Raw genomic sequence first — 15,851 nt, forward strand, 5'->3', positions numbered from 1 at the left:
TGGTGGACACTATCAGCCGAGGGTTCCGCTCGTCAGAGCGGCGACAGCGGACGGATACCCTGGAACACCATGCCGATGCCGTAATCCATCGCCTGCCGCGGGTTCTGGAAGCGGACCGTCTTGCCGTCGATGGTGATCGTGCCGCCATCCGGTTGGTAGGCACCGTATATCACCTTCATCAGTGTAGACTTTCCAGCGCCGTTTTCGCCTACGAGGCCAACGATCTCACCTCGTCCGATGGTGAAGTCCACGGCCTTGAGCGCATGGACGCCGGGAAATTTCTTGTCGACTTTTTCGAGCTTGTACATCGACCTGCCCCTTATTTCACGAAGCTGATGGATTTGCGGTCGGTCGAAAGGATCACGGCGAGGATCACGAGAAGGCCCAACACCGCATCCTGCACATAGCCAGGTAGCCCGATCACCACCATGCCATTGCCGATAACGAAGACGATCAGCACGCCGACCAGAGTATTCCAGACGCCACCGATCCCGCCCCAGAGCGCCGTACCGCCGACGACAACCGCAGTGATTGATAGAAACATGAAATTGTTGCCGGTCGCGGTCTCGGCGATACCGATGCGCCCCACTGCCAGCAGCGCCCCCACCGCGAAGAACACCCCCGCGAGGGTAAAACCCATGATCCGCACCCGATTGACGTTCAGCCCTGACGCTATTGCCAAATCCTCTCCGCCGCCAACCGCGTAAAAGTTGCGGCCGAGCGTCGTGCGGGTCTGGATGAACCAAGCGATCAACAGAAAGATCCCAGCCACATAGACCATGAGCGGAAAGTTCAGGATGCGTTCGGTGAGCAGCGCGCGGAAAAGTTCATCCTCGATGCGGATCCGATCACCGCCGGTCAACACCATGGCAAGCCCTGTACCCACGAACCCCATTGCGAGAGACGCCATGAAGGACGGAATCTTCAACTTGACGTGGATCAGCCCGTTTATGAACCCGAGCGCCGCCCCGACCAGCATCGCGATGGGGATCGCCAGCCAGGCCCAACTCGCAAGAGTGCCGCCCAGCCACAGAAAGCAAAAGGCGAATGCCACGGCACTGACCGAGACCGTCCCCTCCATCGACAAGTCAATCGATCCCATGATGATAATGAAGGTCACCCCGATGGCCACCATCAATGCCGGCGACGCCGCGATCAGGATACGTGCAAAATTGCGGGTCGACAGGAAACGTGGCTCCATCAGCGCGAAGAAAGCACAGAGCACCAGCAGCACCAGTAGCGGCGCCCATCTTACCAGCGTCTCCCGCCCGATGCCGGCGCTTGTCTTTCTCGTCGTTCCTGTAATGGCCAAGGTGCTTTCCTCCCCAAGCGGACAGGCGCGCGCGAAAGGCGCGGGCCTGACAGAAAAGGCCAGCCGAATACACTCTCCGGCTGGCTCAGTCGTTTTCGTTTATTTGTAGACGATGGGTCCGTTGGACGGGCCCCAATAGTCCGTCCAGTCGTAGGTCGGCACGCTGTCGAGATAGTTGGCTTTGAATTCCAACGCATCCTCCGGCTGCACCATAATGGTTGGCCCATAGAACTCGCGATGTTCGTGGGGCTCTTCCGACGGTTTGAAGGTGCCGATTGCCGCGTGATAGGCCAGCGACGCCGTGATACCGCCGCCCCAGTGCGGGTTGGTGAAGACGGTGGCGAGAATCTTGCGATCCGCCACCAGCTGCACCGCTTGCGGGTTGCCATCGTAGGACACGATAGGCATGTCATCGATACCTTCGGCGCGCAAAGCTTCGAGCACACCGTAGGCAATGGTGTCGTTGGCGCAATGCACGCCCGTGATCTCGTCGCCGTACCGGGTGAGGAAGGCCGACATGACCTGATTGGCTTTCTGAGTGTCCCAGTCGGCGGGCTCCGCTGCGAGCAATTCGACGTCCGGGTAGTCCTTCAATGCGTTCTTCAGACCGTTCAGGCGCTCGATGGCTGGGTTGTTCGACGCGATACCGCCAAGATGAACCACGCCGCCCTTTCCGCCCATGGCTTCCAGCAGAATTCTTGCAGTCTGCTCGGCCGGTCCCTCGTCGGACCAGCTCATGTGGCTGACGTAATTGTCGCCGAAGTCCCAGGGATGCATGTCGTCTGTCTTGTTCCACAGCGTCGAAACATAGGCACCCGCCTCGGCGACGGCTTCGACGACCGGTCGCGCATTTGGCGCGTCGTTAGTGTCGATGGCCAGCGCCAGGTTGCCCCCGGTCTTCGCCAGAAGCGCCTTCATGTCGGCCAGCGACTTCTCCGACGATCCCTCGTTGATCAGGTGGATCAGCGCGTCTTTGGACATACCCAAGGTCTCAACAAATGCCTCGCCGCCAGAGACGATTTCGTTCCAGTATGGGTTGGTCCGATTGCGGTAGGACCAGGCGATTGTCGGGTCGGTCAGCGCCGCACGCGCCATGCTCGGCCCGAACGCCCCAAGAGTTGCGGCCCCGCCGAGACCATAGGCTGACGCGAACAGAAAGTTCCGTCGGTTAATCTTCTCTTTCTCTATGAAATCCTTGATAAAAGTGGACATGATCTTCCTCCCTCGACGGCACCCGGCCGTAATGCAGACATGCGTGCCATTGCCCGGAACTGGCCGGGCCACTGCCACCCGATCCTCCCGGTAGCGCAGCACATAACGCACTAACTGGTTACTTCCCTATTGACCGAATCGTCAAGCCCCCTAAAAATGTTTTGGAAGGTTCGGCGGCGCGTCCAAGGCGGAAAATTTTGACTGGGGGCGGCAAATCAGGGTAGTGGCCTGAAAAACAATTCGGTGCGAAGTGAGCAAATGGCGGCAAGCAACACAAAGAAGACCCGCGATGCAGACGCGACCCGCGCGCGCATTCTGGCAGCCGCCAAGAAGGATTTCGCGACAAGCGGCCTTGCCGGTGCCCGGGTTGACGAGATCGCCGACCGGGCAGAAGCCAACAAACGAATGATCTATCATTATTTTGGCAACAAGGACGATCTCTTCCGCATCGTTCTTGAAGAAGCCTACACCGACATCCGAACCGCCGAGCACAATCTGGAACTGGAACACTTGCCCGCCCGAGAGGCGCTGGAAAAACTGATCCGGTTCACGTGGGACTATTATCTGAAGAACCCGGAATTCATCACCCTTGTGAACAGCGAGAACCTGCATAAGGCCCGCCATCTTAAGAACTCAGAGAAGGTGGACGAACTCTTCAAGCGGTTCGTCGGTATGGTTGGCGAACTACTGGAGCGCGGGGTGACAGAGGGGGTCTTTCGCACCGGCATAGACCCGGTACAACTGAACATCACCATCGCGGCTATTGGCTATTATTACCTGACCAACCGCTTTACGGGTTCCATCGTCTTCAAGCGCGACCTGATGACTCCCGAGGCACTCGAAGAGCGCCTCGCCTTCAACATAGAGACCATTATGCGTCTGGTCTGCGTCGATCCCTGAGCCTCACCCCGGTATCAGGCCAAGCCTCCGTATCGCCTCCTCGGCGCAGGAAATATCCTCATGTTCCTGAGCGCCCGATACACCGAGGCCGCCGATGCAGGCCCCATCCTCGAAGATCGCCACGCCGCCGCCCCAGGCAAGCAACCGCTCGCGCGTCGATAGGCCCAAGGAAAGGGTCGGACTGGAGATCATCCGCTCGCCTAACGCCTTGGTCGATTTTCGCAGAGTGCCGGCAGTATAGGCCTTGTCCAATGCGAACTCCCCAATCGGCGGGGCGACATGATCGGTACGCCCAAATGCGACGAGGTAGCCATAGGGGTCGACGACTGCCACTGCCACCTCCCACCCGTTTCTCACCGCGTGGGCCAGAGCCACGTCAACGATCTGTCGCGCGGCGGCCGGAGTGATTTGCGGTTTGCTTTGACTATGGCTCATGCCTAATCCCTGTCGTAAAAGGTAAAGGGTTTCTCAATTTTCCTTGCCTCGGTATCGGCATAGAATTGCGCCCGATTAGCGGGCGAAGCGGCCTTTATCAATCCCGCCAAGTCAATCCGCCTCTCTGCCACCACCAGAGGGCGCGCTCGAACCCGCCATGGGTACTGTAAGCGGCGTTGTTGTAACCTTCCAGCAGTGTTTCCCAAACAAAATTGCGCGGCTGGATTGGCACTTCCTATTCCCCGCAGCCAGACAAGTTCAGGATCCCGAAGAACACCGCTTTCACGATCTCGAGCGCTGTCGGGTCGGTGTACTTGCCCACGGGCACCCGGACCTGCCGCGGATTTGTGCCGCTCTTTTGACCACGTATCGTGCCACAAATGAGAAAACAGATGGCATCACGACCAACCGAGGAATTCCATGCGGAAGCAGTGCGGGTAGCTTTGATCAGCGGGCTGCCGCGTATGCAGCTAGCGTCTGACCGTGGGATCGGCTTCTCGAAGCTGAACCGCTGGATCCAGCAGGTTCGGCGCAACCCTGAGAAACCGAAGATCCAGTCAGATCTCGAACGCGAGATCGCGGAGTTGCAGAAGGAGAACCGAATACTCTGGGAGGAGTGGGATGTGCCAAAAAACCGCCCCGTGTCGTGGCCCGCTTGCGCGCGGTAGAAACAGCATGTGCTATCCTCGACGCTTGAAGGGCAGTTGCCGATCGCTTTTTGGAGGGTCTGAGCCCGTAAAAAAAACTTTGGCACATGGGCTGATGCGCATTTGAGAATGGTGACGCCGCCATCGCGGCGATCCCGGTTAGGGAGATGACGGACTTGCATGACCACGCCCTTCGCCTTGAACGGAGGAGATGCTATTTCAAAACTCAGGACCGGCGACCACCCGGACTTGAAGTTGGGCATTCTTGCCGCAGCGGCCATCGATATTGGATCGACGTTGCAATTGGCCGCGGTGAACTCCGGCAGCACTGCCCCCCTGTGCGCCCGTTCGGCACGTTCACATCCGATCTGCATGTTCTGGCGGAGTGGTTCCGTTCCTGCGGCGTTTCCAGCGTCGCGTTAGTATCGACCGGCGTCCACTGGATACCGGCCTTCTAGATTCTCGAGCAGCACGGGTTCTACGTGATCCTCGTGAGCACGCGCGATGCCAAGAATGGTCCAGGCCGCAAAACCGATATCAGCGACGCTGTATGGCTGCGCCAGTTGCACTCCTATAGCCTGTGGCGTGGCAGTTTCCGGCCTGAGGCCGAGATCGCCACCCTGCGCGCCTATATGCGGCAGCGTGAAAGGCTGGTCGAATACGCCGCCGTCCATATTCAGCACATGTAAAAGGCGCTGATGTGATGAACCTCCAGCTACGTCATGTCGTCTCGGACATTACCGGTGCGACTGGCATGCGGGTCATCCGCGCCATCGCGTCTGGCGAACGGGACCCGGACGTGTTGGCATCGTTCTGCAATGTGCGTTGCCACTCATCTGTCGAGACGAGCATATCTTAGCGATTACGCAGTCGTTGGACCTTTACGACTTCTATCAGGCGAGGTTACTGGACTGCGACCGCAAACCCGGTGCGGTTCAGTTCTGGAGAACCACTGTTGAGACCAGAGAACCGGTTAAGACCACGCGCCGAGCGATGTGGAGGCTGCGCGCGCGGCCATAACCTGTCGGCAACGCAAATTCCCGACAGGTTATGGGACCGAGTTCACCAGTCGGATGATCCTGAAATGGACCGATGCGAACAGGGTGCCCTAGTGCTACATTGTTCCGGGCAAACCCTAGAAAAACGCCTTCATCCAAAGCTTCAACGGAAGCCTGCGCGACGAGTTTTTGAACGAGGAGAAATTCGGCAGCCTAGACGATGCACGGCGCAAGCTGGCCTTTTGGCGCTATGATTTCATCACGGTCAGACCACACTGATCGCTAGGCAGCCGGACACCGCAGCAAGCGCGCCGAAATGATTGAGAAGTTCGAGGGCTCCGCGCCCGTCGCGCTAGCGACAGGCGAGTAACCGGATCACCCAATCCAACCTGCACACTCCCGTTAATAATGAGAGACCAGCATCGGGCAGATCACCAAGCCGGATGGACACCGCCCGCCGGAACTTTGCAACAAAGCTGAAGCGCGGTTTGCTCGTCATCCGTCGATGAAGACAGACGGCAGAAACGTAATAATTCCCGGCACGGCAATCATCAGACCGATCAATACTATCAACATCGCAAAGAACGGCAGTGTCGCCCAGAAAACCCGTTCTATGGGCAGTTTGGACACCATTGCGACCCCGTATAGGGCCACTCCCACAGGTGGCGTTATCAAGCCGATCACGCAAACGATGCAGAACAGGACCCCTAGGTGAAGCGGATCGATGCCATAAGCGTTTACCAGCGGTGCAATTGCAGGCACCAGCATCAGGATCACCGGTGTGGCATCCATGAAGAACCCCAGGATCAGCACCAGGAGCAGGATCAGGATCATGACCATTGTCGGGCTAGAGACCAAATCCGTCATGTTCGACGCCAGCGCCAACGGGACCTGTTCGCGCGCGATCACCCACGCATCGAGACCCGACACCGAAACTACCAGCATAAGCGCGCCAACCGCTGTCGCCGTTCCGACCACGGCGCTGTACAATTCGCGGAACGTGATCATGCGATAGACGACACCAAGGAAGACCACATAGACCACGGCGGTTACAGAGGCTTCGGTAGGGGTCAGGATGCCCGAAAAGATCCCGCCGATGATGATGACAGGGGTCATCAAGACCAAAGACGCCCGCCAGAATGTCCGCGTCACAAGCCGCAGCGAGAAAGGATCGCCTTTCGGATAGCTGCGCCGCCAGCTGATAAAAGAGACAAGCGCCATCATGGCGACCCCCATCAGCAGGCCCGGCCCGATTCCACCGAGGAACATCTTGCCGATCGACACATTTGCAGCGGCACCATAGATGATCATGATGATCGACGGAGGGATGACCGGCGAGAGTGTCGCGGAACCAAGCGTCACCGCCGCGGCGAAACTGGGATCATAGCCGCGGGCTCGCATGGCCTTGACCGTGATCGTGCCAACGCCGACGGCATCGGCGGCGGCAGAGCCTGACATCGCGGAAAAGATCATCGAAGCGACGACCGAGACATATCCCAGCCCGCCCCGGATCCAACCGATCACCGCCTGTGCAAAGTCAAAGATCCGTTCGGTTGCGCCATAGAGGTTCATCAGCCGTCCGGCCAGAAGGAACATCGGAATGGCCAGAAGGATTGACTCGTTCACTGTGCCCAGCATGCGTTGCGGGGCCAGGGCAAAAGGCACGCCCTTGAAGTGGAGATAGGCAACCGCCGGCGCACCAAGGGCGACAAAAATCGGCGCTCGCAGAAGAAAAAGACAGAAAACGCCAAGCAGAACATAAGTGATCACGCCGCGCCCTCCTCGGCAAAGCTGTCGAATTCACGATCGCCCACATGGGCACGCCGAAGCGGAAATCCGATCGCATGGATCAGCATGAGGACCATTCCAACTGGAAGCGCCGAAGTCTGGGCAGACGCGCTGATTTGCATCACCGGTAGGATCTGCCCCGCGCCCTTGATCGAAGCCGTCAAGCCAATCCAGAACAGCATTGCGAGAAAGCCAATGGTCACCGCGTCGACCAAATAGCCAATCGGGTTGCGCAGCTTGCTTGGCAGCGCCAGATATACGACATCGACCACGAAATGCTGTGAAACCCGCATCGCGCGGGCGGCACCGATGAAGATCAACCAAGCGAACAGAAGGCGCGCGATCTCTTCGGTGAAATCCAGCGGTTGGTTGAGAAAGAACCTGAAAAGGACCTGAAGGCTGAGGATCGCCACCAGTGAGGTCAGGGTCAGGAACAAAATCGCGCCTTCGAAATGGAACACGAGGTCGTCGAACTTCTTGTACAGATTGCGCATTTATCCGCTCCTCCGAAGAGGCCGGGACCGAGGAAGGAGCCGGTCCCGGCAGGGTCTTATTCCGCGTCCAGAATCCGCTGAACAAGATCTACGCCGTATATCTCGGAGTATTTGTCGACGACCGGCTGAACCGCCTCGATAAAGGCATCGCGATCAGGCTCTACCACGGTCACACCGTTCTCTTTCAGCCAGGCGAGATCAGTCTCGAAGTTCGTCCGAAACAGTTCGCGCTGCATGGCGGTGACCTCAGCAAAAGCGGCATCGAACTCCGCTCGTTGCTCAGGGCTGAGAGCCGCCAAGGCATCCTTGTTCGCAATAACCGGCTTGTAGAGAAAGAAGTGCCCGGTCAGCGAATAATACGGAGCCTGCTCGAAGAACTTCACGTTCCGGTAACCTGAACTGTCGTTCTCGGCCCCGTCGATCGCCCCGGTTGCAAGGCCGGTGTAGACCTCGCCATAGGGCATCGGTGTGGCCTTGGCGCCGAGGGCGTTGAAGGTGTCGATATAGACCGGGCTGCCGATCACACGCACCTTGAGGTCCTTGAGGTCATCCAGGCTTTCCACCGGGCTCTCGCGGGTAAAGACATGACGCATTCCGGCGGACCACCAGCCGAGGATCTCGACATTGGCCTCTGCTTCGATCTTCTCTTCGATCTCTGCACCAATTGGCCCATCGGTCACGATCCAGGGATGCGTGTCAGCATCGCGGAACAGGAAGGGAATGTCGTAAATCCCAGCGCTGGGAGCAAAGGCCGAAAGGTTTGCGTTGGCCGTGGTTGTCATGCTCAACGCGCCGATCTGCACCTGTTCGATCGCGTCTTTCTCGCCACCGACCTGACCCTGCGGAAAGACGGTCAGTTCGATTCCGGTGGTGCTTTCGGACAGGATTTCCGCCAGCTTCGCGAAAGCAACGTTCGAAGGTTCACCGGGCGGGTTCACATGGGCCGCAGTCAATTCCAAGGCTTGCGCAGCGCCGAGGCTGCCCAAGATCGCGATCGCAGAGGCCGCGCTCAGTTTATACATCATATTCATTAGTCTCTCCTCCTGTTTAGTCCATTTTAGTTTTGGTTTTCGGGTCCGCTGTTGCGGGTGCCGCAGCGGGCGCGAGGTCAAGAAACTCAATGATGGCGCCTGCCTGCCCTTCTAGTGTCGCGAGACCTGGAACTGTCTTGCAGCCAATCCGGCGCGCGGCCGCCAAGAGCGGCGTTTCTGCGGGCTCCATGACCATTTCGGCCACGATCTGGCCTGAATGAAGCCTGTCGGTGTCGAAGGGCGTGCCCCCAGTTCCGTTCATCCCGACAGGCGAGGCGTTCACCACGATCCCGGCTGTCGCAAGCCCGTCGTGGCCAGTGCGGATGCGAATTTCGGGAAATGCCGCAGCAAGACGCGCGGCAAGGATTTCGGCCTTTTCAGCCACTGTGTCGGCGATTGCGATCTCTGAGGCGCCCGCTGCTGCTATGGCCTGCGCGACAGCCGCGCCAGCACCTCCGCCGCCGATAATCTGCACCGACGCACCGGTCAGATTGACACCGGCAGCGGCCAGGCCGCGCACCATTCCGTTTCCGTCCATGATATCCCCGATCCAGCGCCCCTGCGCATCGGGTTTAACCAAGTTGACTGCGCCGACCAGCCGCGCGGCGGGTGTCGCATCATCGACAAGGTCCAGAACAAGCGGCTTAAAGGGGATGGTGACCACCAGTCCCGCCAGATTTTCGAGTTGGCGCAGCCCAATCAGAGCGGCGCGCAAGCCGTCAGGCCGGATATCCATCGGCAAGAACAGGGTGTCGGCGCCAGCCTCACAGGCCCGGGCACTCAGCAAGGCGGGCGATTTCGCTTGTGCAATCGGATGGCCGATCACGGGGACCAGACGGGTGCGTCCCGAAACGGTCAGTGCGGGTGCGGGTACGTTGGTGGACATCAGAATCGCTCCGCCGACAGTCCGCCATCGACCGCGATCACCGATCCGGTCACATAAGGCAGGTCGCCATCTGCGATGCAGCCCGCCACCTTCGCGATATCTTCTGGCTGGCCGACCCGTGGGAAAAGCGCGAGATCTTCTTCGGCGATCCGCCTGCGGTACTCGTCGATGACAGCCGCCGAGAGATCAGTTTCGATGACGCCGGGGCGGATATCGACCACTTGGACGCCATGAGGCGAAAGCTTTTGCGCAAAGAGCTTTGCGATCATCGCGGTGCCGGCTTTCGAGATACAATAGTCGGCCTTGTTCGGAGAGGCCGCAGTCGCGTTCGCCGAGGAAATGATGGAAATGGACGTATGCTGCCCCTCGGGCGCTTGCCGCCCGAGCATCCGGCGTGCGCACTCCTGGACCAAAAAGAAGGGACCAACGGTATTGGCGGTAAGGCAATGCATCAGCCCGTCTGGAGCGACCTCTAGAATGTCCGCCCTGCGCAACGGGCCAGCCCCGGCATTTGCCACAAGGGTCGTAATCGGCCCAAGCGCAGCCTCAACCCGGTCGAGAAGCGGAGCAATATTGGCGGGCTGGGTCACATCACCCGGAACGGCGACACCATGACCGCCCGCAGCTTCGATCGCGTTCAAGGTCTGGGACAACGCCGCCGATTCAGCCCGGCCATTGATGGCCACCGCGAATCCGCGTCGCGCAAGTTCAACGGCGATAGCACGCCCGATGCCCCGGCTTGACCCGGAGACAAATGCAGTTTTTTTCATAAGTTCTCACTCCATGATTACTCGTGTAATCAGTATATTTCAACTAAGCAAGAAATTTGTAACCCCCCGGTTACTTTCCGCGTCGTGTAGAGGCGCGGACGATCAGTTCTGGCTGCATTCGGATCACGCCGCATGGCGTATCCGGTTTCCGAATACGAGCAAGCAAGCGGCGCCCGGCCTCGGCCCCGATACTTGAAAGGCAGACATTGACCGTCGTTAAGGGCGGGTCGCAGAGTTGGCTGAAATTCAAATTGTCAAACCCTCCGATACCGACATCCGACCCGACCGAAACTCCCAGTTCCCGCAATGCTCGCAGCGCACCCAGTGCCACAAAGTCATTGTGGGCGGCGATAGCATCAAGTTCCGGAAACCGGGGGTACAGGCGAAGTGTCTCGGCATACCCGAATTCCTCGGTAATTGGACCGGGACACACACGAGGCGCAGGCAATCCCGCAGTCCGGAGTGTCTCGATCACGCCGGCGGAGCGGCCCTGAAAAGTAGTCGTGCTAGGAAACCCGCCAAGTACCGCAAAATTCCGGTAACCTTGTGCCACCATGTGGACGCCCAGCATCTCGCTGCCGTGTTTGTCGTCGATTGCGACCAGTTCGAGCCCGCTGCCCGCAAGATCGCGGACAAAAAGGACCACGGGAACGTCGCGTATCGCGGCGATTTTCAGGTCGTCTAGAGTCGTGCCCGCACATGGATTGACGATGAGACCCGCGATGCCAGTGCCAACGCATTCTTTCAGCAGTTGCATCTGGCGGTCCAGATCGTCCTTGGTTTGGCCGAGAACCGTCGTGAATCCAGCCTCTGAGAGGTGCGACTCGATACTGGAGACGACCGCCGCGTAGAAAGGGTTTGCGATATCGGTGACAATCACGCCGACGAGGCGCGATTTTCCCGTCTTGAGCGCCACAGCACCCAGATCGCGAACATAGCCGGCCTCTTTCAAGGCAGCCTCGACCCGGTCACGGGTGCCTTTCGAAACGCGCCCCTTACCGTTGATGACGTTGGAGACCGTCGCGCGCGACAGACCGAGGGCCCGTGCAATCTCTGTGGTATTTGGTTGACGCATGCGGTTTGACCTGCCCTCTGCTGGTCCGTCATTCATAACGGGAGTCTGCAGGTTGGTGCGCTGCTCCCCTTCCTTGGACCGCCGGAAGCCGGATTTTCCGGCTGCCTTGCTCTGCTCCCCAACCCTGGACCACCGGAAGCTGGAGTTTTCCGGCTGCCTCACGATGACGGGCTGGCTGCGCCATCGGGATAATGCATGTCGATCGGCACGTTGTATCCGATCGCGCTATGGGGTCGGTCCTCGTTGTAGTGACTACGCCAATCTTCCAGCTTTTTGCGGACGTCGGCAAGGCTGTCGAAGATCTCCTCGTTAAGCAACTCGTCCCGTAGGCTGCCATTAAATGACTCGATGAAAGCGTTCTGCTGCGGTTTCGCCGGATCGATATAGTGCCGAGGGACCCCGTTCTCGTCGGCCCACTTCAGGATGACACGGCTGGTGAATTCGGTGCCGTAACACCTCCGGAATTTCGCTGATTCAAAGGCTATGAACGCTTGCGCAGCCCTCAAATAGCGCAGCAGGTGATCATAGCCTAGTCTCAGGTCCCTACAGTGGTTTTGCAACGAACCACACCGCAAAGGAGACCGACTATGACCAATAACAGTGTTGCACAGACCAAAGTCGTTTTGGTTGCCATCGACATCTCAAAAGCCCGCCACGAGGTTCTGATTGCCGTTCCCGGTAAGAAGCGGCGGCGGCGTTTGACCGTGCTGATCCAATTGGAAGTCTTCCAGCGCCTGATCGCGACAGTTGCAGCATATGGGCACCCAGTCCGCGTGGCTTTTGAAGCGACGGGAATTACCACCGCGCTGTGGCTTACCATCTCGGCTGCGCAGGCTTCGACGTAAAGCTGGTGGCGCGTATTTCTTAGGATCGGCATGGTAGGTAACCCTTTCAGGAATTGCCTTGTGGCGCAGCTGTAAGTGCAAGTCGTCAAGCGTTTGACTGCCGCAGGAGGCGTGCCGAGATCTGATCCGGAGCGGCTAGGATTTGCAAACCAGCCGAATGTTAAGTGAACTCCTAGGGTAGCACGCACAATTCTCCGAGCGAAGCGTTGGACGTAGTACCGCCACCCGCTCCTGCCCCTTTCAATGCCCAGGATGATCCTTGAGCCTTAGGACAGGTCCGACGCTTCCTCGCTCCGTATCCACGCGCTGCCCCGTATCGTGGAGCCGGTCGCCTGCCTCGGGCTTCTCACCCGACCCACCCTAGGCAGCTTTACCTTGGTGCGGTCCCCGATCATCGGCCTTTTCTAGCCTTTGCCGGTGGGTTTTGTGGCGCGCTTGTGGTGATGCCAGTCGGAACCGCGTGTCACCGGGCCGGGTGATCTCCCCGGAGCGTCATCCCCTCTGCTCTCGCGCAGAGGTCAGAAACGCGGATGGAACGCGCCCTTGGCGTGATCTGCCCCGCGTTGCGGGTGTGCTCTATGCCAAGGCCGCCAGGTGATAGCCTGCGCGCGCCGGTGCCATCCGACTGCGGCACGGCAGGTCATCACTCGATAACGTTGCAGTCCCCCTCTTCCTTGCCGTGCGCGAACATCTCGGCAACGAGACGGCTCATCATCGACGATTGTTTCGGCGACGGGCGCCAATTGGGGCGCTTAGACTGTTTAACGATGGAGGTAGCGAATCTGTGCGCCCATTCACCCCGGGCGCGTTCTGCAACGGTCGGCATGTAGTAAATCAAGCGTTCGATTTCGTCTGAGCTGGTGTCGAAGCGTTTGTGATAGCTCATCCGACAACCTCCCCGCGATAGACACCAAAGAGCGCGATGCTACCGATCTGGTATGCCGCGTTTTGGTCCTCCATGCTGAGGAGCGCCGCATAAGCGATACCGGCTTTTTCGTCTTCGGTCAGACGGGCAGAAAAGATCGTCACCAACTCATCGGAACGCTTGCCGTTTACGCCGAGTGTCAGGTAAAATTCCAGCGCCCGAGACACCACCTTGTGGGCCGGCCTTACACCTTGCAGCATTGCCTGCCTCATGTGTTTCGGGCTACTGTTGGTGCGAAGTTGACCTGCTTCCTCATCACTTTGGACCCCCGTTACGCCCGCCAGCGTGCCGGGGTTTTCATTTGAGCTAGTCAATTCAACGTTTGAAACTTTCTCGCAAAGTTCACGGTTTGTTCGGGCATTTTTTGAAACAGCGCCCGATTGATTTTCTTGGGAAAGAGGCCGGATTGCAAATCCGTGTACAGGAGTTCGATTCTCCTACTCGCCTCCAATAAAATCAATGGGTTATGAATTTCTCTGCTCATTGGGTATCACCTCTGGTATCAGTTTCACGTTCTGTGCCTGTTCTGTTCGGGGTCATTTGCGCTTTGCTACCGCCTGTCGCGCCCGCATGATTTGCCGCGCCTCCCCCGCATATTTGATGATCATCTCTTTGGATGTGTGACCGCTGTAGCTGGCAATTTCATCGTCAGTGCAACCAGCCCACGCCAATTCCATCACGCCGCGATAGCGCAAGGCATGTTGGTCATGGGCCATAAGGTCCAACCGCTTACGCTCACGCACCATCACACGCGCCATCGCGTGATAGTCCATTTTCGAACCATTAGCGCGCGTCAGGATATGGCGCGATGGGTGGGGTGCGAACCCAAGATCGGCCTTCGCACCGTCCAGTGCCGCCTTGAGTGCAATCGTGCAGGGCAGTGACAGGACCGTATCTGTCTTATTCTGGCGCAGCTTGAGGGTATCGCCGTCATAGTCGCCCCATTGAAAATCCACCCGGTCACCGGGCCGTTGCACACTCCCCACACCAATCTCAAAAATCAGGCGGGGCAATGGCGCGCCCTCTTCCCGCATCTTCTCTACAGCCCAGTCGGTCCACGGCAGGTGTGGCTTCTTGCGACCTTCTGGAACTTTAAGCTGTTCTATTTCGGTTGCAGGATTGTTGGCACGCCAACGCTTTCGGATCGCCAACTTGCACAACATGCTGATCGCTGTGGGCAGGTAATTGGCAAACCTGACCCGATGGCGATTTTGGTCCATCGCTTCGTAAATATCGGCTTCGGTTAGCCGAGACACATCCATATTGCCGATTTTTTCGGTCAGATATTCGAAGGCATTCTTAAGGTCACGTCGGTAGCGGGGAGAAAACCCGGCCCACTTGTCTGTTTCTCGCATTGCGCAAATGAGCGCAGTCCATGACGTTTTCACATTAGCCTTTTTGCCACTCAAAATCTCCCAGTATTGGCGGTCTAATTCAGCCGTACCCTCTTCGGCAGTGATACGTCCCAGATAAATCATCTTCCCGTTGACGCTCTTGCGCACATACCAACGGCCAGACGGATGCCGCCAAAGGTATTTCTTGCGTCGGCCTACCACTGAATTTGATCCCATAGCTCTGCCACATCCCCCGCTGAAATTCGTTTGAGGACCTCAGTATCCCAACGAACAACGCCGGGCGCAATTTCATGCCCCGGCGGTAGGTGACCTTCATCGACCAAAGCCTTGAACTCGTTTGTCCGCAAATCGAGCAACCGCGCGGCGGTGGTCTCACTGGCCATGATGGGTGTGTGCCGCGTCATTTGTCAGCCCCCATTTCTTGGCCCGCACTTCGCGGTGCCTCCTTTTGCGCCTTAATGGTGAATTGAGACACATACTTTTCCCAAGCCCCGCTCGGAATCTTGGGGTTACGCTGCCCTGGCGCGGTGAAGATATGGTCCAGCATATCTTCACGGATCAGATAACGGACGTTTGTAACCGGAATTGCAATACGGTCCGCCAATTCCTTGGGTGTTTCGAGAAGTTTGGTCATGCTTCACCTCATGTTCAAGTTGACCACAAAACGAAGCGAAAGATTCTGTTTTGCCTTCAGGATCAAACAAAAGTACGCTGAAGTTGGATCAAACAGCCGCATCGCCACCAATTGTGGTTATATTTTGCATATATAACCAGCTTTGTGGTCAATGCAGCTAGTAAGAGAGTTGTTCATGACTATCATGGGGCTTTGTTGCGCAAAGTCGGTAACGTCCGGAGTTCCCCTTTCCCCGGACGCAATTATCCCACAGGCTCTGTGACGGGTATGCCGAGCGCGGTGTAGCCGTTGAGCACGGCGGCGCGGATCTGAAGTTCGGCGACCTGACGATCGAAGTCGCGCGCCATGAGGCTCTGCCCCAGCAGCTTCACGCAATGCATCTTCGTCTCGGCGCGGCTTCGTCGGTGGTATCCGCTCCATTTTCTCCAGATGGCGCGGCCAAGGTATTTCGAAGCGCGCAGCGCCTCGTTCCGAGCGATAGCCCCTGCAGTCGATGGCTTCCACGGCTTGGCATTCTTGCGCGGCGGTATGACGGCATGGGCGC

The 15,851-nt window shown here is 58.2% G+C and carries 18 protein-coding genes and 3 pseudogenes; 4 read left to right on the plus strand and 17 right to left on the minus strand.

Annotated elements, in window-relative coordinates; translation table 11 throughout:
- Nucleotides 1-32: 32 nt before the first annotated feature.
- From CHB90_RS27395 to CHB90_RS23160, 3 genes are all read right to left on the minus strand, one after another.
- Nucleotides 33-308 carry an ATP-binding cassette domain-containing protein gene (locus CHB90_RS27395; RefSeq protein ID WP_281256138.1) on the minus strand — a complete coding sequence of 92 codons (276 nt, stop codon included), beginning with the start codon at nucleotides 306-308 and terminating at the stop codon, nucleotides 33-35.
- A gap of 11 nt (nucleotides 309-319) precedes the next feature.
- The gene (locus CHB90_RS23155) at nucleotides 320-1,312 is read right to left on the minus strand and encodes an ABC transporter permease (protein WP_245823348.1); all 993 of its coding nucleotides are present in this window, start codon (nucleotides 1,310-1,312) and stop codon (nucleotides 320-322) included.
- A 99-nt stretch (nucleotides 1,313-1,411) separates the two neighbouring features.
- Nucleotides 1,412-2,524, minus strand: coding sequence for a sugar ABC transporter substrate-binding protein (locus CHB90_RS23160; RefSeq protein WP_089280139.1), 1,113 nt, complete (start codon nucleotides 2,522-2,524; stop codon nucleotides 1,412-1,414).
- A gap of 258 nt (nucleotides 2,525-2,782) precedes the next feature.
- On the opposite strand from CHB90_RS23160, the gene CHB90_RS23165 reads away from it, so the two are divergent.
- Nucleotides 2,783-3,424, plus strand: a complete 642-nt coding sequence (locus CHB90_RS23165; RefSeq protein WP_089280140.1) for a TetR/AcrR family transcriptional regulator — start codon at nucleotides 2,783-2,785, stop codon at nucleotides 3,422-3,424.
- Nucleotides 3,425-3,427: 3 nt separating this feature from the next.
- Here the strand turns inward: CHB90_RS23165 and CHB90_RS23170 are convergent, their stop codons facing one another.
- Complete coding sequence (locus CHB90_RS23170; protein WP_089280141.1) at nucleotides 3,428-3,859, minus strand: GlcG/HbpS family heme-binding protein; 432 nt, start codon at nucleotides 3,857-3,859, stop codon at nucleotides 3,428-3,430.
- Nucleotides 3,860-4,094: 235 nt separating this feature from the next.
- Nucleotides 4,095-4,880 carry a hypothetical protein gene (locus CHB90_RS27605; RefSeq protein WP_425426655.1) on the minus strand — a complete coding sequence of 262 codons (786 nt, stop codon included), beginning with the start codon at nucleotides 4,878-4,880 and terminating at the stop codon, nucleotides 4,095-4,097.
- Between the two features lie 108 nt (nucleotides 4,881-4,988).
- On the opposite strand from CHB90_RS27605, the gene CHB90_RS27160 reads away from it, so the two are divergent.
- Entirely contained in the window at nucleotides 4,989-5,195 is a 207-nt protein-coding gene (locus tag CHB90_RS27160; protein WP_245823350.1) for a hypothetical protein, read from the plus strand.
- A gap of 363 nt (nucleotides 5,196-5,558) precedes the next feature.
- Nucleotides 5,559-5,909, plus strand: a pseudogene (locus CHB90_RS23185) (integrase core domain-containing protein); the annotation flags it as partial.
- A 90-nt stretch (nucleotides 5,910-5,999) separates the two neighbouring features.
- On the opposite strand, the gene CHB90_RS23190 reads toward CHB90_RS23185, so the two are convergent.
- The 7 genes and pseudogenes from CHB90_RS23190 to CHB90_RS23220 form a co-directional block, all read right to left on the minus strand.
- Nucleotides 6,000-7,274, minus strand: coding sequence for a TRAP transporter large permease (locus CHB90_RS23190; RefSeq protein ID WP_170941162.1), 1,275 nt, complete (start codon nucleotides 7,272-7,274; stop codon nucleotides 6,000-6,002).
- Complete coding sequence (locus CHB90_RS23195; protein ID WP_089280144.1) at nucleotides 7,271-7,786, minus strand: TRAP transporter small permease; 516 nt, start codon at nucleotides 7,784-7,786, stop codon at nucleotides 7,271-7,273. Before CHB90_RS23195 ends, CHB90_RS23190 begins: the two co-directional genes overlap by 4 nt.
- A 56-nt stretch (nucleotides 7,787-7,842) precedes the next feature.
- Nucleotides 7,843-8,817, minus strand: coding sequence for a TRAP transporter substrate-binding protein (locus CHB90_RS23200; protein WP_089280145.1), 975 nt, complete (start codon nucleotides 8,815-8,817; stop codon nucleotides 7,843-7,845).
- A gap of 16 nt (nucleotides 8,818-8,833) precedes the next feature.
- Entirely contained in the window at nucleotides 8,834-9,703 is an 870-nt protein-coding gene (locus CHB90_RS23205) for a shikimate dehydrogenase family protein (protein WP_089280146.1), read from the minus strand.
- Nucleotides 9,703-10,473, minus strand: coding sequence for a 3-ketoacyl-ACP reductase (locus tag CHB90_RS23210; RefSeq protein ID WP_089280147.1), 771 nt, complete (start codon nucleotides 10,471-10,473; stop codon nucleotides 9,703-9,705). Before CHB90_RS23210 ends, CHB90_RS23205 begins: the two co-directional genes overlap by 1 nt.
- Nucleotides 10,474-10,543: 70 nt before the next feature.
- Nucleotides 10,544-11,548, minus strand: a complete 1,005-nt coding sequence (locus tag CHB90_RS23215; protein ID WP_170941163.1) for a LacI family DNA-binding transcriptional regulator — start codon at nucleotides 11,546-11,548, stop codon at nucleotides 10,544-10,546.
- A gap of 203 nt (nucleotides 11,549-11,751) precedes the next feature.
- Nucleotides 11,752-11,997: pseudogene (locus CHB90_RS23220) on the minus strand (integrase core domain-containing protein); the annotation flags it as partial.
- 138 nt (nucleotides 11,998-12,135) lie between these two features.
- Here CHB90_RS23220 and CHB90_RS23225 point away from each other — a divergent pair.
- Nucleotides 12,136-12,413: pseudogene (locus tag CHB90_RS23225) on the plus strand (IS110 family transposase); the annotation flags it as partial.
- Nucleotides 12,414-13,036: 623 nt separating this feature from the next.
- Here the strand turns inward: CHB90_RS23225 and CHB90_RS23230 are convergent.
- The 5 genes from CHB90_RS23230 to CHB90_RS23255 all read right to left on the minus strand — a co-directional run.
- Nucleotides 13,037-13,279: a hypothetical protein gene (locus CHB90_RS23230; protein ID WP_089280149.1), complete on the minus strand. Its 243-nt coding sequence runs from the start codon at nucleotides 13,277-13,279 to the stop codon at nucleotides 13,037-13,039.
- Nucleotides 13,276-13,518: a hypothetical protein gene (locus CHB90_RS23235; RefSeq protein ID WP_089280150.1), complete on the minus strand. Its 243-nt coding sequence runs from the start codon at nucleotides 13,516-13,518 to the stop codon at nucleotides 13,276-13,278. The genes CHB90_RS23230 and CHB90_RS23235 overlap by 4 nt, the downstream gene beginning before the upstream one ends.
- 336 nt (nucleotides 13,519-13,854) lie before the next feature.
- Nucleotides 13,855-14,796, minus strand: coding sequence for a phage integrase central domain-containing protein (locus CHB90_RS23240; RefSeq protein WP_245823351.1), 942 nt, complete (start codon nucleotides 14,794-14,796; stop codon nucleotides 13,855-13,857).
- A 277-nt stretch (nucleotides 14,797-15,073) separates the two neighbouring features.
- Nucleotides 15,074-15,307 carry a hypothetical protein gene (locus tag CHB90_RS23250; RefSeq protein WP_089280153.1) on the minus strand — a complete coding sequence of 78 codons (234 nt, stop codon included), beginning with the start codon at nucleotides 15,305-15,307 and terminating at the stop codon, nucleotides 15,074-15,076.
- Nucleotides 15,308-15,549: 242 nt separating this feature from the next.
- On the minus strand, nucleotides 15,550-15,851 hold a 302-nt coding region (locus CHB90_RS23255), incomplete at its 5' end, for a transposase (RefSeq protein WP_141135958.1).

Origin of the sequence: Antarctobacter heliothermus (assembly GCF_900188425.1) — a bacterium.
Classification (GTDB): domain Bacteria; phylum Pseudomonadota; class Alphaproteobacteria; order Rhodobacterales; family Rhodobacteraceae; genus Antarctobacter; species Antarctobacter heliothermus.